The organism is Sorangium sp. So ce119 (genome assembly GCF_051524405.1).
In the GTDB taxonomy this organism is placed as follows: domain Bacteria; phylum Myxococcota_A; class Polyangia; order Polyangiales; family Polyangiaceae; genus Sorangium; species Sorangium cellulosum_G.
In genome coordinates this window covers 7,255,420-7,274,601 of the sequence record NZ_CP150310.1, presented here as the reverse complement: position 1 = coordinate 7,274,601, position 19,182 = coordinate 7,255,420, and the positions used below count along the sequence as shown (strand labels likewise).

Genomic DNA, 19,182 nt, shown 5'->3' with positions numbered 1-19,182 from the left:
GCGACGAGGTCGCACCAAGGGAGATCGTTCATGCACGAGATCATTCTTCACCACTATCCATTGTCGCTCTTCGCGGAGAAGATCCGCCGGATCCTCGCGTACAAGAAGCTGGCGTGGCGATCGGTCGAGCAGCCGATCATGGCGCCGAAGCCCGATCTGACGCCGCTCACCGGGGGATACCGGCGGATCCCGGTCCTGCAGATCGGCGCGGACGTCTACTGTGACACGGCGTGTATCGCGCGGCGCCTGGAGGAGCTCCGGCCGGAGCCTGCCTGCTTCCCGGCGGGCCAGCGCGGGCTGGCCGCGATGATCGAGGACTGGGCGGACCATCGGTTCATGCAGCAGGTCGCGCCGCCGATGGTGGTCGAGCTGTTCCATGTCCTGCCGCCAGGCATCCTCGAGGATCGCGCGGCGATGTCGCCGGCGCTGAGCAAGGAGGCGATCTTCGGGGCGGCGCCGCACGCGCTGAGCCAGGCGCGGCTGTCGCTCGATCGGCTGGAGGGCCAGCTCCGCGACCGGCCGTTCCTGCTGGGCGACGCGTTCTCGATCGCGGACGCGGCGTGCTTTCACCCGGTCTGGTTCATGAAGCACAGCGCCAAGCTGTTCGCCGAGGTCGAGGCGCGGCCGGCGGTCGCGGCGTGGTTCGCGCGCATCGAGGGCTTCGGCCCGGGCGACGCCCGGCCGATGACCCCGGCCGAGGCGCTCGCGATCGCCCGCGCGTCCGAGCCGGCGGACGTCGCCGGCGGGGAGAGCGCGAGAGGGGAGGAGCTCCGGCCGGGAGATGCGGTGACGATCGCGGCCGACGATTACGGGACCGACGAGATCCGCGGCGTGGTGGCGCGGATCTCGGCGTCCGAGATCACGGTCCGGCGGCAGGATCCGGCGGTGGGAGAGATCGCGCTGCACTTCCCCCGCGCGGGATATCGCGTCAACAAGCGGTGAGCCGCGCCGCCGTGGCCCACGGCGGGCGCCGCTACCGCTCCGTCTTCTGGTACGTGCCCACGAGCTCGACATGGGCGACCACGTGGCCGGCCATCGCCTGTTCGAGCTGGGCCTTCGTCGGTGTGCCGAGGTCGGGCAGGACCGTATCCAGGGCATAGAGCTTGTGGAAATAGCGGTGCCTGCCGACCGGCGGGCAAGGGCCACCATAGGTCGGGCGCTTCCAGTCGTTCAGGCCCTGGCGGGCGCCCTCGGGGAGGCCGCCGTCCGCAGCGCCTGCGGGCAGGTCGTTCGCCGTGGGCGGGAGGTTGTAAACCACCCAGTGCACCCACGTGGTCTTCGGGGCGCGGGGGTCGGGCGCGTCCGGGTCGTCCACGATGAGCGCGAGGCTGCGTGTGCCCGGCGGCAGCGAGGACCAGGTGAGCGGCGGGGATCGATCGGCCCCCTCGCAGGTGTGCTCCATCGGGATCTCGCCGCGCTGCGCGAATGCCGGCGACGCCAGGCTCAGCATGGTTTTCCCTCCTCCCGGGGGCTGATCGGCGGCGCGCTCACCGCTCGGAGCGCGCTCGGCGGTGGCGCACGAGACGAGCACGAGCGCTCCGAGCATGAGACGGGCAGCACGGGTCATCGGCGGACGATTCCTCCCCCCGCGCACCAACCTGCGTCCGGACCCGCGCCGGCGCCATGGCGCCACGCCGGCGATCGCCCTTTTCATGGCTGTCGCGGCTGCTCACCTGCCCGCGGTCCAGCGGTCGAGCCAGGAGGCGGCGTCAACCTGGAATCAGGGCGTCAACCTGGAATCAGGTGGAATTCCGTGTTTGCTGCTCTAGCGCGCGGAATGCGCGCATCGGAATGCGCGCATGTGGAAGCGGCGTTGCTCCTCGGGATAGATGTGCTCCTGCCCGACCGGGCACGCGCGGCGCGACAGGCATCCTCCGGTCATGCACGCCGCGCCGGCCTGCGCGTCGAGGTGACCGACGCAGGCGGCGACATCGTAGTTGCCGGGGGAGAAGGCGGACACGGGGCAGGCGCGGAGACAGGGCCTGTCGGCGCACGACGCGCAGGGGCTCGGGAGGTCGTCGCGCGGCGGGAGCGACAGCCGCTCCGGGAAGGCGAGCGCGGCGCGGTAGCCGTGCCAGAGGCCGAACCGCGGGTGGATGAGGATGCCGAGCGGCGACGGGTACACCGCCTCGGCTCGCTGCGCCCAGCGCTGGAACGGCCAGTAGGGAGGGCCGGTGAACGGGAACAGGGCGGCCGCGCCGAGCTCCGCCGCGAGCGCGGAGACCACCGCCAGGGTCCAGTCGTCGAGCGCGAGATCGGGGGCGTCCTCGCGGGCGCGCGAGAACGCGCGCCACATCGACGGGCCGGCGTTGCCGAGCAGGACGAGCGTCCCCGCCGGGAGATCGCCTGCGGGGGGGACGCCGTCGTCGTCGCCAGGGTGGAACCCGCCGCGCAGGGGGATGCCGGCGTGGTCGCAGCGCGCCGAGAGGGCAGGCCAGTCGATGGGCATCGCGGCGCGATTAGAGCGCTCGGGGCGGCGCGGCAAGCGAGCGCTGGGGCGGAGCGGCGCGCGCTCCCCGAGCCGGACGTTCTGATCTAGAGTGGCGCCGTGGCCCGGAGGCTCCGTTGCCGGCTCGGGATGACGCCCCAGTCCCCCCTCGCCCGCGCGGCGCGCGCGATCAGCCCCGTCGCGCGCGGGATCGCGAGCGCGGGATGAGCGCGCCGCGACCGCTGGTCACGCTCCACTTCGCCCAGACGCTGGATGGTCGCATCGCGACGCCGGGCGAGCGCGTGGGGCTCAGCACGCCGGCGGGGATCGAGCACGCCCACCGGGCGCGCGCGGACCACGACGCGGTGCTCGTCGGGATCCGCACCGTCGTGATCGATGACCCGCTCCTGACCGTGCGCGCGTGCGCAGGGCCCCAGCCCGCGCGCGTCGTGCTGGCGAGCACCCTCGGCGTGCCGGAAGGGGCGCGGCTGCTGATGGCGTCGGGGCAGCCGTCGTCAGGACAGCCGCCGGGCGGGCGCGTGATCGTCGTCGGGGCCGCGGGGCGGGCGACGGACGCGGCGCGGGCGCGGCTCGAAGCGCGCGGGGCGGAGGTCGTCGTCGTGCCCGCGAACGACCGCGGGCGCGTGTCGCTGACCCACGCGCTGGCAGAGCTCCACGCGCGCGGCGTGCGGCGGCTGCTCGTCGAGGGGGGCGGCATGGTGCTCACGTCGTTCCTGCGCGCGCGGCTCGCCGACCGCGCAGAGGTCGAGATCGCGCCGCGCCTGCTCGGCGACACGGCGATCCCCGCGGTCGGCGCGCTGGGAGAGGCGCCGCTCGCGTCGGCGATCGACCTGCGAGAGCCGGCGGTCGAGCTCCTGGGAGGCAACGTGCTGCTGCGAGGCGAGATTGGCTACCCCGACTGACGCCGGCGCGCCGCCCGAGGCCGGCGCGCCGCCCGCGCGCGAGCTCTGGTTCGTCGGACCCGGCCTCGTCGAGGTGCGGCACGGCGCGCCGCCGCGCGAGCCCGGGGCCGGCGAGGTCGTGGCGCGCGCGCTCGCCTCGGGCGTGAGCCAGGGGACGGAGCTCCTCCTCTACCGCGGCGAGGGGCCGACGCCGTTCGATCCGTCGCTCGACGCGGAAGGCGCGCCCACCTACCCGCGCCGCTACGGCTATGCGTGGGTGGGCGAGGTCGTCGCCCGCGGCGAGGGCGCGGCGCCCGCGCCCGGCGACCGCGTGTTCGCGCTGGCGCCGCACGGGGATCTGCACCTGCTCGGCCCGGGCGCGGCGCGCATGCTGCCCCGCGCGATCCCGGGCGGGCGCGCGGTGCTGGCCGCGAACCTGGAGACGGCGATCACGTGCGTGTGGGACGCTGGGATCGGGCTCGGAGACGCGGTGGTGGTGCTCGGCGGCGGGGTGGTCGGGCTGCTCGTCGTGGCGCTCGCGCGGCGCGCCGGCGCGGTGGTCCGGCTGGTCGAGCCGAGCGAGCGGCGGCGCCAGGCCGGGCTCGCCCTGGGCGCGGCCACGGCGATCCGGCCGGAGGACGACCGGCCGCGGGGCGACGCGGACGTCGTGATCGCCGCGACCGGGGACCCGAGCGAGATCGACCGCGCGATCGAGCACGCGGGGCGCGAGGCGACGGTGACGGTGGCGTCGTTCTACGGGGCGCGCACGAGCCCGGTCGCGCTCGGGTCGGCGTTCCACCGCCGCCGCCTGCGCCTCCGCGCGAGCCAGGTGTCGACCATCCCGCCGGAGCGCGCGCCCCGCTGGGACCACGCGCGGCGCTTCGCGCTGGTCTGCGCCCTGCTGGAGGACGCCGCGCTCGACGCGCTGCTGGATGCGCCCGTCCCGCTCGACGACGCGCCGTCGGTGTACGCCGCGCTCGCGGCCGAGCCGGGGGCGCGGCTGCAGACGGTCTTCCAGTACGGATCGCGATCGGCTACGCCGTAGGCACAGGCCATGTTCCTCCTCGGCGTCAGCGATCACGTGATGATCGCGCACAGCTTCTCCGATCCGTTCTTCGGCCCGGCGACCCGGATGCACGGCGCGACGTACTCCATCGAGGTCGAGATCCGCGCCAGGGCGCTCGGGCCGCACCACGTGGTCATGGACATCGGCGCGCTGCACGCGTCGCTGCGCCGGGCGCTGGACACGATCGACTACCAGAACCTCGACGAGCACCCGGCCTTCCCGGGGCGCACCTCGACGACCGAGCGCGTGGCCGAGCACGTGGCCGCGCTGCTCGCCGCGGACATCGCGAAGCTCCCCGAAGGCGAGGCGCCGGTCCCCGGCGCGACGCTGCGGGTGCTGGTCCGCGAGTCGCCCACGGCGTACGCGGGCTTCGAGCGGGACCTGTAGCGCCCGCCGCAGCGGCGCTGCCCGCGGGGGTAGCTCAGGCCAAGCGGCTCTCCGGACCCATGCGCGTCGCCTGGATCGTCTACGGCGCCCTCGACCAGACCACGGGCGGGTACATCTACGATCGGCTCGTCGTGGAGCGGCTGCGCGCGCGCGGTGACGTGGTGGAGGTCGTGTCGCTCGATCCTGCGCCGCGGTCGCGCGCGCTGGCCGGGATCGCGCTCGCGCGGCGCCTCGCCCGGATCGACCCGGCCGTGGTGGTGGGGGACGAGCTCTGCTTCCCGGAGCTCGGGCCGGCGTTCGCGGCGCTGCCGCGCCGGATCGCGCGCGCGCTGCTCGTGCACCACCTGAGCGCGTGGGAGCTGCCGCCCGGCCCGCGGCGCGCGGCGCTCGCGCTCCGGGAGGCGGCGGTGCTCCGGCTCTCCGACGCGCGCCTGGCGACGAGCGCCACGACCGCGGCGCGGCTCCGGCGCGAGCACGGGGTCGACCGGGTCGACGTGGCGCCTCCCGGCGCGGACCGGCTCCCGTTGCTGCCCCGCGCCGCCAGGGCGGAGCGCAGCGGGCCGCTGCGGATCACCTTCGTGGGGAGCTTCATCCCGCGCAAGGGGCTGCTGGAGCTGCTCGCGGCGTTCGAGCGGGTCGGGAGCCCGCGCGCGACGCTCGCGCTCGTCGGCGACGCGGCGCGCGACCCGGCTCACGGCGAGCGGGTGCGCCGCGCCATCGCGGCGTCGGGGTTCCTGCGGGCGCGCGTGGTGGTCCCCGGCGTGCTCGGCGACGACGCGCTCGCGGCCGAGCTCGCGGCGACGGACGCGCTGATCCTGCCGTCGCGGCTCGAGGGCTACGGCATGGTGCTCACCGAGGCGGTCCGCGCCGGCGTGCCGGTGCTCGCCGCCCGCGCCGGCGCGATCGCGGAGGTGGTCGAGGACGGCGCGGAGGCGCTGCTCTGGGACGACGCCGAGGGCCTCGCGCGGGCGCTGTCCCGCTTCCTCGACGACGCGGCGCTGCGCTCGAGCATGAGCCGCGCGGCCGTGGTCCGGTCCGCGGCGCTGCCCACGTGGGACGGCGCCGCGGCCGCCGTGCGCGCGGCGATCGCGCGGGTGGCGCCGGGGCGCTGAGCCGTCACTCCGGCGCGGCCGCCGGGGCGCGCAGGACGCACCGCTTGGCGCGGACGAACGCGTCGAACCGCGCCTCCTGCAAGCCGTCCGCGTCGACCGTCCGGTCTTTCAGCAGGCACGCCTCCACGGAGAGCTCCGCTTCGTACGGGTCCTTCTCGCGCGTGGTCTTGTGGTTGAGCTGGCAGACGCCGTTGAGCCCGTCGTCCCCGAGGTGGACGGACACGTTCCAGGCCTCCTCGGTCGCGTCGAGCGACGCGCGGAGGATGACCCCCCAGAACCCCTTCTTCTCCCGGATGGGGTCGTTGAAGATCATGACTTCGAACTCGTCGTCTTGTATCCCACAGTCCGTGTACCAGATTCGCTGGTGGTCCTCGTCGAACGCGACCGCTGTCTCCCCGTTGTTCCCCGTGTCGAGGAAGAACTGCGTCGCTCCCAGGGTGAGCACGGCTCTCCCGGCGACCAGCGGCGGCTCGAAGTCGCTGCCGCACCCGAGCGGCGCGAACAACAAGGCGGCGGCGATCGGTATTCGGTACATGGGTGTCCTCTGTCGTGAGGATCCAGCGCGCCCGATCTACAAGTCAATCATCAAATCGACCGATTCACACGCTCGATCATGGCAAAATGAATTGGTCTATGGGAATGATGCAGCCCTGAGCGGTTGAGAAAAGCGTCATCTCGACGCGAGTCTGCCGACATTCCGGATGAGCGAGAATCCAGCCAATTCATGGCAATTCCGATCGACTCATCGGAATGGATGCCTCCTCCGTGGTGCACCTCACCACATCCTGGAACTCTTCCGCAGGCGGCGTCTGCCTCCCGCCGGCGCCGTCGGCTACCTGCCGCCCGCGAGCAGCCCCGCCGCCTCGTCCCGGAGCCGCCGCGTGAGCGCCGCGTCGTCGCCGCCCCCGTCCGCGAGGACCGCCGCTTCCCGCGCCTCGCCGAGCCGCACCCGCACCTCGACGTCGTCGAAGCCCGGAAGCGCGATCTGCAGGAGCGGCGCCAGCGTGGTGATCCCCCGGCGCTCGGCCCACCGCGTGACCGCCAGCCGCTTCGCCCGCGGCGAGTGCACCCCCGAGACGACCGCCACCGCGACCCGCCCCGCCGCCGCCGCCGCCGCGCGCAGCAGCGCCCCGGCGCTCGGGTGCCACGCCCCGAGCAGCGCCTCGCCCGCGCCCGCGAACGCCGGATCCGCCTCGATGCGCCCCGCGGGGAAGTGGAGCAGCGCGCCCCCGCCGCGCAGGTGCCGCAGCGCGCGGCGCAGGCCGGCGGTCCGCGCCGCGAGCTCGCGCGCGCCGAGCGCCCCGTCGATCGGCACGAAGAGCAGCCGCCGGCTCACCTCGGGCAGCGCGCGCAGGAACCGCCGCTCGGCCGCGACGATCATGAGATCGCGCCGGCCGAGGGCCGCCATCAGCGCGAGCGCGTCGTGGGCGCCGGGGTGGTTCGACACGACGAGGAGCGCCCCGCGCGGCGGGGGCGCGGCGTCCGCCGTCCAGCGCGCGCCGAAGCCGGAGAGCGCCTCCCGCGCCGCCACGTGGAGCCCCGCCTCGCCGGTGCGCCGATCGAAGCGCGCGAGCACGCGCCCGAGCGGGATCGAGGGGAGCGCGAAGGCCGCGCGCCCGGCGCGGCGCACCCACGCCGGCGCGCCGCCGAGGCCGAGCGCCGCGACCATCTCCTCGCCCGACAAGTTCGCCAGCTCTCTCTCCAGCGGCCCCGTCATGCCGGCCGTCTCTACCCGCGTCGCGCCCGCCACGCCAGCGCCCGCGTGTGGGGTTTGCATCGAGGCGCGCCCGCTCTGTATGAAGAGAGAATGAAACCCATCTGCCCTGCTCCAGACGACCCCACCCGCCGCGGCGCAGAGGCTGCGCGTCCGCGTCGGACTCTCGCGGACCTCCCGGGGCCCAGGGGGCTGCCGTTGATCGGCAATCTGCACGAGCTCCACCCCGACCGCTGGCACCTGGAGTTCGAGCGGTGGTGGCGCACCTTCGGAGACATGTTCGTGGTGCGGATGGGCCGCCAGCCGATCCTCGTCGTGGCCGAGGGCGAGCTCGTCCGCGACGTGCTCCAGCGCCGCCCCGCCGTGTTCCGCCGCACGCGCACGATCGAGGACGTGTCGCGCGAGGCGGACATGGTCGGGCTGTTCTCGGCGGACGGGGAGGCGTGGCGCAAGCAGCGGCAGCTCATCAATCCGACGTTCCACGCGCGGCACGTCGAGGGCTTCTTCCCGAGCATCCGCGAGATCACGGGCAGGCTGCGCGCGCTATGGTCGCGCGCGGCCGACGAGGGGGCGGCGCGCGACGTCCTCGGCGATCTGATGCGCTACGCGGTCGACGTCACCTCCTCGGTCGCCTTCGGGCGCGACCTCAACACGCTCGGCGGCGGGCCGGACGCGCTCCAGGAGCACCTCCAGCGCGTCTTCCTCGGCCTGAACCGGCGGATGCTCGCGCCGCTGCCCTACTGGCGGTACCTGGGCCTCCCCGCCGACCGCGCCTACGACCGCGCGCTGGTCGCGGTGAAGCGGCTCATCCTCGAGATCGTGGCCGCGGCGCGGCGCGAGCTCGAGGGCGGCGCGGACCGGCCCGCGCGGCCGCGGACGCTGCTGGAGCTCATGATCGTGGCGCGCGACGGCGAGAACCCGAAGGCGCACCTCTCGGACGCGGAGGTCTACGCGAACGTGCTCACGATGCTGCTCGCGGGCGAGGACACGACGGCGAACACGCTCGCGTGGATCCTCTATTACCTCGGCTCGCGCCCCGACGTGCAGGCGCGCGCCCGCGAGGAGGCGGACCGCGTCCTGGGCGGCGGCCTGATTCCCACCCTCGAGCAGAGCAAGCGCCTCGAGTACACGAGCGCCGTGACCCAGGAGACGCTGCGCCTGCGCTCGGCGGCGCCGCTGCTCTACCTCGAGGCGAACCACGACACCGCGGTGGGCGACGTGGCGGTGCCCGCCGGCGCTGGCGTCGTGGCGCTCACGCGCGCCATTGGCAGGAAGCCCGAGTATTTCAGCGATCCGGAGTCGTTTCGCCCCGAGCGCTGGCTCGCGGGCGCGCCCGCGACGCTGCCCCACGAGCCGCGGATGGCGCTCGCCTTCGGCAGCGGGCCGCGCATCTGCCCGGGCCGCTCGATGGCGCTCCTGGAGTGCGCCGTGACCGTGGGGATGGTGCTCCGGAGCTTCACGGTGCACCTCGCGGATCACACGGCGCCGGTGCGGGAGCGGATGGCGTTCGCGATGCAGCCCGAGGGGCTGCGCGTGCGGTTCACGAAGCGCGCGTGCGCGTGAGGGCTCCTTCGCGCGCCTCTCGCTGCTGCGACCTCGCGGGGCGGGTTCGGCTCGCTCGCGCGGCTCAGCTCAGGGGCGAGCGGTTGACCAGGGGGAACGGCTCGACTTCCGCGTCGTCGGGGTTCATCGAATCCCTGCTGTACCCCATCTCCTGCTCGGCCGTCGTGATGATGAAGGGGCCCCCGATCTCCTCGGGATCCACCATGTCCTCGTAGTCTTCCGTGGTGTCGCCCTTGCCCGACGTCGCCGAGGCGAGATACTGCTCGGCGATCTGCTCGGCGAACTCGTCCACGACCTCGGTCGGGCCGTCCCCGGGGTCGGGGATGAACGCATTGCGGTCGTCCGCGCGAGACGCGCTCTTGCGCGCTGCGTCCACGAAATCCTGTCCGTGGCTCCTGCTCATGGCCCGCTGAGAGCCGTCTTGCTTGGTCTGCATGGATGATCTCCTCACTCGGCGGCGCGCTCTCACGCGCTTTCAGCAGCGCCGCCCGTCCGGTGTTCCGAGGTGAAGAGATGCACCGCGTGTACCAGGACTGGATCGACGCCCTGAACAGCGGTTTGGCGAGGGGAGCTGATCGGTGCTCGCGCTCCGGCGCGCCGGCGCTGTACCCGACGTGCGTCGGATGTAGCGGCATGCCACAGCCGGCGAGACGCGCCGGTGGCACGATGCCCCGGCGCCGCTGTGCGGGGGCGACGCCGGGGCGCCGCGTCGTCCGGCCGTTCTTCCGGGTTCGAGCACCGATGTCGCCGGACGGCTCTCCGGCGGAGCGCTGCGACGAGCTCTTTGACGGAATCGTCGATGGAAAAGGGGGAGGAGCTGCGGCGCGGTAGCGCGGGGCGCAGGGCAGGAGCGATGTCCCTGCGCCCCGCCGCCGTGCCTTACCAGCCGAGCTCTGCCTTGATCGCCGCGGAGAGCTGCGTGGCCATCAGCTCGTTCGTCTTGGCGCTCGGGTGCCAGTCGCAGCCGAGCCCGTTCGCGGCGCCGTCCTGCGCGGGGAACTCGAGGAGGCGCACCCGATCGTCGCCGCTGGCGGCCCGGTCCTCCACCACCTGGCCGATGTAGGCGCGCGCCCTGGTGAGCGCCTCGGCGCCCTCCGGGTACGAGTCGCTGAGCATGGGCCCGATGGTGCAGAAGATGAACGCCTCCGGGTAGTTCTCCCGGACCGTCTCGACGAGGCCCGCATAGCCGTTCGTGAACGGCTCACGGAACTGGGCGTCGCCCGGGACGTTGATGCTGAAGTCGTTCGTGCCCAGGTTGATCACCACGACCTGCGGCGCCCAGGACGAGAAGTCCCAGGCGGGCTGCTCCTCGTCGGCGATCGTCCGGCCGTAGATCTCCGGCATGGTGTCGGCCGCCTCGTCATCGTAGTTCCGGATCACGCCTCTTCCGGACCAGGCGATGATCGCGGTGTCGGCCTCGAGCAGCCGGCCTGTCAGCGCGCTGTAGGCGAGGTAGTTGTTCTCCGTGTCGCTCGTGAAGGGGCAGGTCTCGTCCGCGCCGTCGATGCCGTAGCCGGCGGAGATCGAGTCGCCGATCACCTCGATCCGGCGCTCGGGCGCCGGCGGGACCGGCAGGAGCGCCTCGCCCTGCGCCGGGACGAACTCGACGAACTGCGTCACGCCCACCAGCGGCTCGGTCCGGCGGTGGAGCAGGAGGTCGTGCTCGCCGTCGGGCAGCCCATCCACGACCGTGTAGAGGTCCTTCTGGTTGTTGACCTTGAGGACGCCCCTCGACTCGCCGTCCACGACCACCTGGAAGAAGTTGGACTGATCCGGGGTCGACTCGTCGTTGAAGCGGACGCTGAGCGATGTCCCCGAGAACCGCGTGACGATCGCGCTGCCAGCCCACGAGAAGCGGGGGCCTTCGGGCTTCGTGGTGTCGAAGCGCCCGATGAAGCGGATCGTGTCACCGGACGAGTTGTCCCCGCCGGTGCCGCTCGCGCTCGACGTCGTCGCGCCCGCGCCGCCCTGGCCCGCGCCGCCCTGGCCCGCGCCGCCCTCGCCGGCGCTCGCGGTGCTCGCGGTGCTCGACGCGCTGCTCGAGGTCGAGGCGCCTCCGCCAGAGCCCGCCGTTCCGTTCGGATCGTCGTCTCCGCAGCCGGTCAGCAGCGCCGACCAGGCGATGCAGAGCACGGAAGCGACCCTCGAGAAGGTGAAATAAGCCTCTGTTTTCATGCGCGCGAGGATGCTGCAGGTCCGTGGCGCACACAACACCAATCTTCGCCTGGGAACCGGGGAAGATGCCGCGACGCGGGGGTGAGCGTCCGGTCACGCTGCCAAAGCACCTTCCGGGGATTGTCGCTCTCGGAGCCGGCGATTCAGCGCGTCTCTGACGCGCCGCACGCGCCGCACGCGCCGCACGCGCCGCACGCGCCGCACGCGCCGCGATCGAGGCGCGCCGGGCGGCGGCGTCCGGCGCCCGCTGCCCCGCGCGCGCTCAGGAGGGGATCGTGTGCTTCGCGGCGGATCGATCGTCGCCGAGCGGCTCAGTTCCAGGTCCGGTTCTGGTTCCGGTGCTCGGATCGGCCGTTGTCGTCCGCCTGGGGGTGTTCGCGGCCCTGCGAGGCGCGCACGTCGTCGCGCTCGTGGATCCGGGTCGAGTACCCCTGCGGCAGCTCGTCGCCCATGAAGCGGCCGAACCCGGGCCGGCGCTCGGGCCGGTTGTACAGGTCGCCGCGCCCGGTGCGCTCCTGGCCTTGACCGTGGCCTTCGCGGTCCTCGCCGCGGCCCTGAACCCCGCGGTGCTCGTCGCGATCGTGGCGGCCGCCGAATCCGCCCCGCTCGTCGCCTCGGCCGAAGTGGCCGGGGTTCTGGTGCTCGTCGCCGCCGCGATAGCCGCGGCTCTGGCCCTCGCCGCGCCCGTAACCGTGGCTCTGTCCCTCGTGACCGCGGCCCTGGTGCTCGTCCTGCCGGCCGTAACCGCGTCCCTGGTGCTCGTCCTGCCGGCCGTAGCCGCGTCCCTGATACTCGTCCTGCCGGCCGTAACCGCGTCCCTGATACTCGTCCTGCCGGCCGTAACCGCGTCCCTGGTGCTCGTCCTGCCGGCCGTAGCCGCGTCCCTGGTACTCGTCTTCGCGCCCGTAGCCGCGGTGCTGGTTCTCGCGATCCTGGTAGTCCTCGCGGCCCTGGAAGCCGCGGTGCTGTCCCTCGCCGCGGCCCTGGCCGTAGCCGCGACTCTGTCCCTCGTGGCCGCGGCCCTGGTACTCGTCCTGGCGACCGTAGCCGCGGTTCTGGTTCTCGGGGCCCTGGTCGTCGTGGCGGTCCTGGAAGCCCCGGTGCTGCCCCTCGTCCTCGCGGCCATAGTAGTCGCGCCCGTAGGCGCCGCGGCCCGGGCCCTCGTCCGGCCCTGTGAACCCGCGGTTCACGTCACGACCGTAGTAGCCGCGGTTCTCCTCTCGCCCTCGCTGCGCCGAGCCGAACCCCCCGCGCTCGTCCTCCGCGCCCCGCCCGCCGAATTGATTGCCGCGCCCGCCGCTCTGCGCCCACGAAGGGCTGTCCTGCCCGTACGCGCGGTGCTCCTCGTGCTCCCGGTAGCCGCGGCCGCCTTGACCGCGGTGGTCCTGGCCGCCCGTGCCGTAGCCCCGCTGGTCCTGCCCGCGCTGGCCGCCCGACTGCCACTGGCCCCTGCCTTCGTCGCGACCTCGCTGTCCGTACTGTTGCTGTCCGTACTGCGGCTGCCCGTACTGCGGCTCCTGGCCCCGCTCGCCTTGCCGGCTGCCGCCGCTCTGGTTCGCGTAGTTGCCTCGGCTGTAGGAGCCTCGTCCGAACGCGTCACCCTCCTCGTGGCCACGGAAGTCGCGCTGATCGTGGTTCCCCTGAAAGCGCCCCTGCTCCTCCCGGTGACGCCAGTCCTCGCGCGTCCCCTCGTCACGGAAGCCTCGGTTCTCGTAGCGATCTCTTGCCATAGCGCTCTCCTGTCTGGGTGCTGGTTCACAACCCTCGACGGCTCACACAGGCGGCACACCTCCGTGAGCGGTGGGTCCACTTGCCCAGCAACCGACGTGCCCGGGAGGGGAACCGGAGGGGAAGTCGCACCGACGACCTACTCAGCGGCACCGCAGCGTCCGGTCGAGCGACGTCATGCGCCAACACGCCACACGCTGGGGCAAGCTGTCACTCGAGCACGGCCTCTCCCGTTCAGGACGAGCGCGCCGCGCCGGCGTGACGGCCGAGCTCGGATGTCGATGGCGGGACGTTCAGCGCCGGGGCCGCGCCGCTCGCCCCGTGCTCAGTACCGCGTCTCGCAGGGGTGCTGATCGGCGAACGCCTTCGTGGCGCTCTTCGCGGACGACCAGGGGAAGTTCGTGTCGGTGATCGACCAGGAGAGCGCGCCCGCATACCGGAGCTCGTAAAGGTCGCTCACGAACCTGTCGTAGGTGACGTTCATCCCGTCCATGTTGCTGGGGAACTCGCCCATCACGACGGGCTTGTCCGTGAGGCCGTACTCGGAGAGCGGCTTGTTGTACGGGTACCACTCGTTGACCCACCCGTACATGTGCACCTGGTAGAAGTCGACGTCCGCGTGGGTCCACGCCTGACCCCACTTGATCGCGGCGCTGCCGACGCTCACGGGCGCGCCCGTCTCGCCCCGCAGCACGGCGGCCGACTCCTTGGCGAGCGCCTCCATCTGCTGGTGCGTGACGAGATCGAACTTGCTCGAGTCCCCCTCGAAGGCCGGGTCGCCGCCGTAGAGGCTCGGCCCCGTCATCGCCCACTCGGGCTCGTTGATGACGTCCCAGGCCAGCATGCGATGCCGGTGCGGGCTCGACGCGACCGTCTGCGCGATGGGCGTGACGACGTTCTCGATGAGCCGGGCGCGACGGCTCGCGTCCGCGACGATGGGCCCCATGCTCCAGACCGACAGGCCGCTCGGCGGGTTGTGCGTCGTCTTGTAGAACCCGTCGAAGGAGAACAGCGTGAACATCACGTTCACCTCCGCCTGGTCCGCGAGCTCGAGCGCCGCCTGGATGTCCTGCACCGAGGTGCCCCCGAGCCCGGTCGGATTGCCCTGCCCGTCGAAGGTGATCTGGTCGCCGTAGAAGCGCGGGTAGATCCACCAGCGGACCACGTCGACGCCGTGGGCGCGCATGTCCTGCAGATCGGCGAGCACCTGGTTCTTCTTCCCCGAGATGCCCGCCTGGCTCCACCGGGTCTGCCCGCCGAAGTCCGCGCCGAAGTCGCGCCAGGCGTAGTTCACGCCGTACATGAAGCGCCGGCGACAGTCGATCTCGACCCCGCCCTCGAACGGACAGGTGTCCTCCGCGGCGCAGGTGCCGCCCTCTCCCCCGCTGGAGCTGGTCGCGGTGGGCCCGCCGCCGGTGCCCGCGGGCCCGCCGCTGCCCGTCGTGCCGCCGCCGCCGGTGCCGGCGGGCCCGCCGGTGCCCGTGCCCGCGGGCCCGCCGCTGCCCGAAGCGCCGCCGCTGCTCGCCGTGCCGCTGCCCCCGGTGTCGCCGCCCGCGCCGTCCAGGCCGTCCAGGTCGACGTCGTCCAGATCGCTGACACAGCCGGTTCCAGCCGCGGAGAGCTGGAGCACCCCAAAGACAATAAGCCAGTTGCGCATGCCGCCATTATCGCCAGAAACGTGCGGTGAGCCAACCGGATTTGTTAATCGGTTCAGTGACTCACTGCGCAACGTTCTAGCTTTGTTACAAGATCATGATCCCAGCGGCCGTGAGGAGATGATCTGCTCTCGTCACAGGGCACACCGTATCGCGCCTTACCGGGAAGGACCGCGCGGCCTCGGGTGGATCCCCATGTAGGCCGCCGCGCTCTTCGCCGCGGGGTCGTCGGGATGGCGCTCGATGAGGTCTTCGGCGAGGCTGCGGGCGTCGCCGATGCGGTCCATGCGCACGAGCGCCCGCACGCGGAGCTGGCCGCGCTCGGCGGCGCGCGGGCTGTCTCCGAGGTCGCGCGACGCCGCGTCGTCGAGGCGGAGCACCTCCTCCGGGTCGGTCGCCAGCGCGGCGCGCATTCGCTCGATGACGCGGGCTTCCGGGTCGCTGTCCGGGGCCGCTTCCGGCGCGTGTGCCGCGGCGCTCACGGTGGCAGCGGCGGGCGGCGGTGACGGGGGTGCGGAGGGCGGCTCATCGCGCCGCTGCGTGGTGTCGTCGTCGCTGGACTCCACGCTCGCCGGCCGCTCCTTCGCGGGGGGGCGCTCGCCACGGCTCATGACGAGGAAGGCCGCCGCGGCGAGCGCGGCGAGGGGCAGGCCGAGGAGCAGCGCGCGGCGGGAGCCGGACGGTCGAGGGGCGTCCACGGCGGGCCACCGTAGCGCGGCGGGGCGGCCGGCGGTAGCGGTCGCTCCGGGAGGGGTGACGGGCTCCTCCTCACCGGAACGCGCCGAGGCCGAACGACATGCACGGCTCGCCGTCGCGCGCCGCGAAGGCCGCGAGCTGCTTCTCCGGCGGATACATGTACCCGAACAGCGTGCACATCTCGTTGTCCCCGAGGCCGAACCTGAGATCGTGCTCCGACGTGTTCCGGAACCGGCACGCATACCGGAGGGAGTCGCCCTCCTCGAGCGTGATCGCCGTCCGGTACACCTCGATATCGCCCTCCAGGTCGAACGCGCCGCCCTCGTAGACGCGCCTCTCGCCGCCGTCCTCGCGGACGACGTCCACGTCGAAGGCCTCGGCGTAGCGGTGCGTGTGCGGCATGAGCGACACGATGTTCCCGCCGAACGTCGAGCACGTGGCGCCCACGCTCCGGGTGGCGCGCGGCGGGACGAGGAAGTCGTTCACGTTGATGACGAACGGCACGAGCTCCTCGGCGCGCTCCGAGAGAGGCATGGTGAAGAAGTCATAGGCGAGCTCGACGACCGCGGGCTCGGCCGACGGGTTGAGCAGGTGGACGCTGGTCGCGATCTCGCGGGACGTATCGAGGGTGAAGCCCATCCCCGGCGGAAACGCGAGCGTCTCCTCGCCGACGACCTGGGTGGAGCTCGCGAAGAGGACGTCCGGGATGACGTCGGGCAGCGCGCCAAAGGGATCGTCGGCGCCCGGATGGCAGCCCGGGTAAGGGTTCGGCCCGAACGCCGGATTGACTGGCTTGGCGATGACGTTGCTGTGGTGCAGCCCCGCCGTCGTGTAGACGCGCGCCGCGTGGACGGTCGTGTTCACGAGGGCAGGGAAGGGCCATGAGAGGCAGAAGGTCGTCTCCTCGCCGGGCGCCAGGGTGCGCGGCGGCGCGATGATCCGGAAGCCGCTGCGCGGCGGCTCCGGCAGCGCGAGCCGGGCGGGCGGCGCGCCGAAGGCGACGACGTTGTCGCGGTCGACGCGCTCCTCCGGCTCGTAGCGGGCAGCGGGATGGACGCACCGCCCGCGAAAGAGCTCCTCGCCGGGAGCGCACGCCGCGGGCGGAGAGGGCTCGAGTCCGGCGCAGGCGGAGAGGAGCAGAGTCCACGGGAGACACATCGAACGTGCTCTGTCCGCGGGGACAAAGCGAGTTTTGGTTGGTTGCATCACAGGCCATCTGCGACCGGCGGTGTCTCACCGGAACCCTCGACGGTCGATTCCCGTGCTGCGCAGGAGGGCCTCACGCGGCCAGGGCGGAGCCGGCGATCCCGCCCGCGGCGCGCTCGGCGCAGCCCCTCGCGCGCTGTCGCGTCGAGGCGCAGGCGGGAGCTGTCCAGCGCGGGCCCGCGTCGTCCAGCGCGGGATGACGCTGTCCATGCGCGGGCGGCCGCCGCGCCGCATGGCCGCGCGGGCGAGGCCGTCGCTCCGCCGCGCCGGGCTGCGGCGCGATCGCGCGCGGTCCGGCGGCGACCCGCTTGCCTGGACGACGCCCCTGCGGCCTCGGCGCGCGGGGCTGCCCACGCGGACACCCTGTTCGCCCGGGTCGACGCCGTGCGCAACAAGGGCGTGACGTGGGCGCCGCGGATCGCGTAGCATCCGCGAGCCGAGGGGCAGCGTGCCCCACGATCCCCTGCATCGCCCGACGACCACGCAGCGTGGTCCCAGCTCGTGGAGAGGTAGCATTGAGCGAGCAAGCAACCGAGCCGGCCCTTCCCGTCACCGCTTTCGAGAGGCGCTTCAAGCACCCGCCGGGGCTCGTGATCCTCTTCTTCGCGGAGATGTGGGAGCGCTTTTCCTATTACGGCATGCGCGGCCTCCTCAAGCTGTATATGGCGAACTACCTGTTCGTCGCGGCGAGAGAGGCATACCAGGGGTGCCGCCAGCACGCGCAGCCGTGCGATCTCATCCCTGGTAACCCGGACTCGGTGCTCGGCTGGGAGTTCATCAGGGGCTTTCTCCCGAGCGCGCCCGGCGAGCAGGCGTCCATGCTCTACGGGCTGTACACGGGCCTCGTTTACCTCACCCCGTTCTTCGGCGGCATCCTCGCCGACAGGGTGTTGGGCCAGCGCAAGACGGTGGTGGTCGGCGGCGTCCTGATGGCCATCGGACACTTCGTCATGGCCTTCGAGAATTCGTTCTTCCTCGCGCTGCTCCTGCTGATCCTCGGCAATGGCGCGTTCAAGCCCAACATCTCGACCCAGGTCGGCAGCCTGTATCCGAAGGGTGATCCGCGCCGCGACGGCGCCTTCACCATCTTCTACATGGGCATCAACCTCGGCGCCTTCATCTGCAACTTCGTGTGCGGCACGCTCGCCGCCGTCTACGGCTGGCACTATGGCTTCGCCGCCGCCGGCGTCGGGATGTGCCTTGGGCTCGTCGTCTACCTGAGCGGGCAGAAGTACCTGGCCAAGGACAACCTGACCAAGGCGTCGGAGGGGACGGGCGAGCAGAAGCAGCCGCTCACCAGCGACGAGTGGAAGCGGGTCGGCGCGCTCGTGGCGCTCTGCGCGCTCAACGTCGTCTTCTGGGCGGTCTACGAGCAGCAGGGCAACACGATGCAGAGCTGGGCCGACGAGAAGACGGTGTGGCCCAGCGTCCTCGGCTTCCAGATCCCCTCGACATGGTTCCAGTCGGCGAACCCGCTCTTCATCATCCTGTTCGCTCCGCTCCTCGACATCTTCTGGCGCTGGCAGGCGAAGCGGGGCACGGAGCCGACCAGCGTCTCGAAGATGGCGATCGGCTGCACCGTCCTCGGGCTGTCGTTCATCGTGATGATCCTCGGCGCGCAGGCCGTCGGCGACGGCAAGGGCAGCCTGTTCTGGCCGATCTTCTGCACGCTGCTCCTCACGATCGGCGAGCTCTACCTGTCCCCCATCGGGCTGTCGCTCGTGACGAAGGTCTCTCCGGTCCGGATCGTGTCGATGATGATGGGCATGTGGTTCGTCTCGAGCTTCTTCGGCAACACGCTGAGCGGCTACATCGGCATCTTCTACGAGCGGTGGTCGAAGGACATGTTCTTCCTGCTGCTCACCGTGCTCGGCGTCGGCGCCGGCGCCGCGATGTTCGCGTTCAACAAGCCGCTCCGCCGCGTGATCGGCCAGCACTGACCCGGACCCTCGCCTGACGCAGCGCCCTCCGAGGAGGGCGCGCGCGGCACCCTCCTCGTCTCACGCGACGCGCTCCTCGCCTCACGCGACGCGCTCCTCGCCGGACGCGACGCGCTCCTCGCCAGACGCGACGCCCTCTCCGGAGGGGGCGCGCTGCCGCGTCAGGGCGCCCGCGCCCCGCCGGGATCCACGATCCGCTCGTCGAGGGTCGCGAGGCGCCCCTCGGGTAGCGTGCTGCCGATGGCGGCCACGGCGCGGCGGACGCTCTCCAGCGTGCTGCACGAGGCGACGTCGACGAAGAGCCGGCCCGACTCGGGCCAGGAGTGCAAGGCCACGTGCGACTCGCCGACGACGGCGCATGCGGTGATGCCCTGCGGCGAGAACGGGACGACCACCATCTCGAGCAGCGTGAACGACCCGGCGGCGACGGCCGCCTCCAGCGCCCCGCGGAGCGCGGCCGGGCTGTTCAGGAAGTCGAAGGGACACCCCTCGAACAGGGCAAGCGCGATGAAGAGCTGCATCGGTGAGCGAGCGCGGGGGGCCGCGCCGGCTGCGTAGGGTAGCCGAGCGCGCGCGCTGCGGAACCTGAAACGGGGGCGTGGCGCGCAGC

The 19,182-nt window shown here is 72.8% G+C and carries 18 protein-coding genes; 7 read left to right on the top strand and 11 right to left on the bottom strand.

The genetic code is table 11. The features are described from left to right. Window positions 1-30 precede the first annotated feature (30 nt). The gene (locus WME76_RS27380; protein ID WP_437955222.1) at window positions 31-942 is read left to right on the top strand and encodes a glutathione S-transferase family protein; all 912 of its coding nucleotides are present in this window, start codon (window positions 31-33) and stop codon (window positions 940-942) included. Window positions 943-973: 31 nt separating this feature from the next. Here WME76_RS27380 and WME76_RS27375 read toward each other — a convergent pair whose 3' ends face one another. Beyond that, window positions 974-1,450 carry a YbhB/YbcL family Raf kinase inhibitor-like protein gene (locus WME76_RS27375; RefSeq protein ID WP_437955221.1) on the bottom strand — a complete coding sequence of 159 codons (477 nt, stop codon included), beginning with the start codon at window positions 1,448-1,450 and terminating at the stop codon, window positions 974-976. A gap of 315 nt (window positions 1,451-1,765) precedes the next feature. Beyond that, complete coding sequence (locus WME76_RS27370; RefSeq protein ID WP_437955220.1) at window positions 1,766-2,449, bottom strand: hypothetical protein; 684 nt, start codon at window positions 2,447-2,449, stop codon at window positions 1,766-1,768. 203 nt (window positions 2,450-2,652) lie between these two features. Between WME76_RS27370 and WME76_RS27365 the strand changes: the two genes are divergently transcribed. The 4 genes from WME76_RS27365 to WME76_RS27350 are packed head-to-tail and all read left to right on the top strand — an operon-like array spanning window position 2,653 to window position 5,895. Further along, complete coding sequence (locus WME76_RS27365) at window positions 2,653-3,351, top strand: RibD family protein (protein ID WP_437955219.1); 699 nt, start codon at window positions 2,653-2,655, stop codon at window positions 3,349-3,351. Continuing rightward, on the top strand, window positions 3,335-4,375 hold the full coding sequence (locus WME76_RS27360; RefSeq protein WP_437955218.1) for a zinc-dependent alcohol dehydrogenase: 1,041 nt from the start codon (window positions 3,335-3,337) through the stop codon (window positions 4,373-4,375). The genes WME76_RS27365 and WME76_RS27360 overlap by 17 nt, the downstream gene beginning before the upstream one ends. 9 nt (window positions 4,376-4,384) lie before the next feature. Continuing rightward, window positions 4,385-4,783, top strand: a complete 399-nt coding sequence (locus WME76_RS27355) for a 6-pyruvoyl trahydropterin synthase family protein (RefSeq protein WP_061613642.1) — start codon at window positions 4,385-4,387, stop codon at window positions 4,781-4,783. A 59-nt stretch (window positions 4,784-4,842) separates the two neighbouring features. Continuing rightward, entirely contained in the window at window positions 4,843-5,895 is a 1,053-nt protein-coding gene (locus WME76_RS27350; protein ID WP_437955217.1) for a glycosyltransferase family 4 protein, read from the top strand. A 4-nt stretch (window positions 5,896-5,899) separates the two neighbouring features. Here the strand turns inward: WME76_RS27350 and WME76_RS27345 are convergent, their stop codons facing one another. Together WME76_RS27345 and WME76_RS27340 are read right to left on the bottom strand one after the other, a co-directional pair. Then, window positions 5,900-6,430, bottom strand: a complete 531-nt coding sequence (locus WME76_RS27345; RefSeq protein ID WP_437955216.1) for a hypothetical protein — start codon at window positions 6,428-6,430, stop codon at window positions 5,900-5,902. A gap of 297 nt (window positions 6,431-6,727) precedes the next feature. Then, window positions 6,728-7,672 (bottom strand): 1-acyl-sn-glycerol-3-phosphate acyltransferase, encoded by a 945-nt coding sequence (locus tag WME76_RS27340; RefSeq protein WP_437955215.1) that lies wholly within the window; start codon window positions 7,670-7,672, stop codon window positions 6,728-6,730. A gap of 30 nt (window positions 7,673-7,702) precedes the next feature. On the opposite strand from WME76_RS27340, the gene WME76_RS27335 reads away from it, so the two are divergent. Continuing rightward, on the top strand, window positions 7,703-9,172 hold the full coding sequence (locus tag WME76_RS27335) for a cytochrome P450 (RefSeq protein WP_437955214.1): 1,470 nt from the start codon (window positions 7,703-7,705) through the stop codon (window positions 9,170-9,172). 64 nt (window positions 9,173-9,236) lie between these two features. Here the strand turns inward: WME76_RS27335 and WME76_RS27330 are convergent, their stop codons facing one another. The 6 genes from WME76_RS27330 to WME76_RS27305 all read right to left on the bottom strand — a co-directional run bounded on the left by WME76_RS27330 (window position 9,237) and on the right by WME76_RS27305 (window position 16,584). Continuing rightward, window positions 9,237-9,608 carry a hypothetical protein gene (locus tag WME76_RS27330; RefSeq protein WP_437285125.1) on the bottom strand — a complete coding sequence of 124 codons (372 nt, stop codon included), beginning with the start codon at window positions 9,606-9,608 and terminating at the stop codon, window positions 9,237-9,239. 443 nt (window positions 9,609-10,051) lie between these two features. Next, the gene (locus WME76_RS27325) at window positions 10,052-11,347 is read right to left on the bottom strand and encodes an SGNH/GDSL hydrolase family protein (RefSeq protein WP_437955213.1); all 1,296 of its coding nucleotides are present in this window, start codon (window positions 11,345-11,347) and stop codon (window positions 10,052-10,054) included. A gap of 311 nt (window positions 11,348-11,658) precedes the next feature. Beyond that, complete coding sequence (locus tag WME76_RS27320) at window positions 11,659-13,077, bottom strand: hypothetical protein (protein ID WP_437955212.1); 1,419 nt, start codon at window positions 13,075-13,077, stop codon at window positions 11,659-11,661. Window positions 13,078-13,400: 323 nt separating this feature from the next. Continuing rightward, window positions 13,401-14,732 (bottom strand): endo-1,4-beta-glucanase, encoded by a 1,332-nt coding sequence (locus WME76_RS27315; RefSeq protein WP_437955211.1) that lies wholly within the window; start codon window positions 14,730-14,732, stop codon window positions 13,401-13,403. Between the two features lie 156 nt (window positions 14,733-14,888). Continuing rightward, window positions 14,889-15,428: a hypothetical protein gene (locus WME76_RS27310; RefSeq protein ID WP_437955210.1), complete on the bottom strand. Its 540-nt coding sequence runs from the start codon at window positions 15,426-15,428 to the stop codon at window positions 14,889-14,891. Between the two features lie 70 nt (window positions 15,429-15,498). Further along, a complete protein-coding gene (locus WME76_RS27305; protein ID WP_437955209.1) occupies window positions 15,499-16,584 on the bottom strand; it encodes a hypothetical protein in 1,086 nt (361 codons plus the stop codon). Between the two features lie 563 nt (window positions 16,585-17,147). Here WME76_RS27305 and WME76_RS27300 point away from each other — a divergent pair. After that, window positions 17,148-18,572 (top strand): peptide MFS transporter, encoded by a 1,425-nt coding sequence (locus tag WME76_RS27300; RefSeq protein WP_437955208.1) that lies wholly within the window; start codon window positions 17,148-17,150, stop codon window positions 18,570-18,572. A gap of 161 nt (window positions 18,573-18,733) precedes the next feature. Here the strand turns inward: WME76_RS27300 and speD are convergent, their stop codons facing one another. Beyond that, window positions 18,734-19,093 (bottom strand): S-adenosylmethionine decarboxylase, encoded by a 360-nt coding sequence (gene speD, locus WME76_RS27295; RefSeq protein ID WP_437955207.1) that lies wholly within the window; start codon window positions 19,091-19,093, stop codon window positions 18,734-18,736. Between the last annotated feature and the right edge of the window lie 89 nt (window positions 19,094-19,182).

Bases quoted from the DNA above. Each gene is read 5' to 3' on its own strand.
- WME76_RS27320 (WP_437955212.1), bottom strand. From the start codon at position 13,077: ATGGCAAGAGATCGCTACGAGAACCGAGGCTTCCGTGACGAGGGGACG.
- WME76_RS27335 (WP_437955214.1), top strand. From the start codon at position 7,703: ATGAAACCCATCTGCCCTGCTCCAGACGACCCCACCCGCCGCGGCGCA.
- WME76_RS27350 (WP_437955217.1), top strand. From the start codon at position 4,843: ATGCGCGTCGCCTGGATCGTCTACGGCGCCCTCGACCAGACCACGGGC.
- WME76_RS27330 (WP_437285125.1), bottom strand. From the start codon at position 9,608: ATGCAGACCAAGCAAGACGGCTCTCAGCGGGCCATGAGCAGGAGCCAC.
- WME76_RS27315 (WP_437955211.1), bottom strand. From the start codon at position 14,732: ATGCGCAACTGGCTTATTGTCTTTGGGGTGCTCCAGCTCTCCGCGGCT.
- WME76_RS27380 (WP_437955222.1), top strand. From the start codon at position 31: ATGCACGAGATCATTCTTCACCACTATCCATTGTCGCTCTTCGCGGAG.
- WME76_RS27370 (WP_437955220.1), bottom strand. From the start codon at position 2,449: ATGCCCATCGACTGGCCTGCCCTCTCGGCGCGCTGCGACCACGCCGGC.
- WME76_RS27340 (WP_437955215.1), bottom strand. From the start codon at position 7,672: ATGCAAACCCCACACGCGGGCGCTGGCGTGGCGGGCGCGACGCGGGTA.
- speD (WP_437955207.1), bottom strand. From the start codon at position 19,093: ATGCAGCTCTTCATCGCGCTTGCCCTGTTCGAGGGGTGTCCCTTCGAC.
- WME76_RS27305 (WP_437955209.1), bottom strand. From the start codon at position 16,584: ATGTGTCTCCCGTGGACTCTGCTCCTCTCCGCCTGCGCCGGACTCGAG.
- WME76_RS27325 (WP_437955213.1), bottom strand. From the start codon at position 11,347: ATGAAAACAGAGGCTTATTTCACCTTCTCGAGGGTCGCTTCCGTGCTC.
- WME76_RS27345 (WP_437955216.1), bottom strand. From the start codon at position 6,430: ATGTACCGAATACCGATCGCCGCCGCCTTGTTGTTCGCGCCGCTCGGG.
- WME76_RS27365 (WP_437955219.1), top strand. From the start codon at position 2,653: ATGAGCGCGCCGCGACCGCTGGTCACGCTCCACTTCGCCCAGACGCTG.
- WME76_RS27355 (WP_061613642.1), top strand. From the start codon at position 4,385: ATGTTCCTCCTCGGCGTCAGCGATCACGTGATGATCGCGCACAGCTTC.
- WME76_RS27375 (WP_437955221.1), bottom strand. From the start codon at position 1,450: ATGCTGAGCCTGGCGTCGCCGGCATTCGCGCAGCGCGGCGAGATCCCG.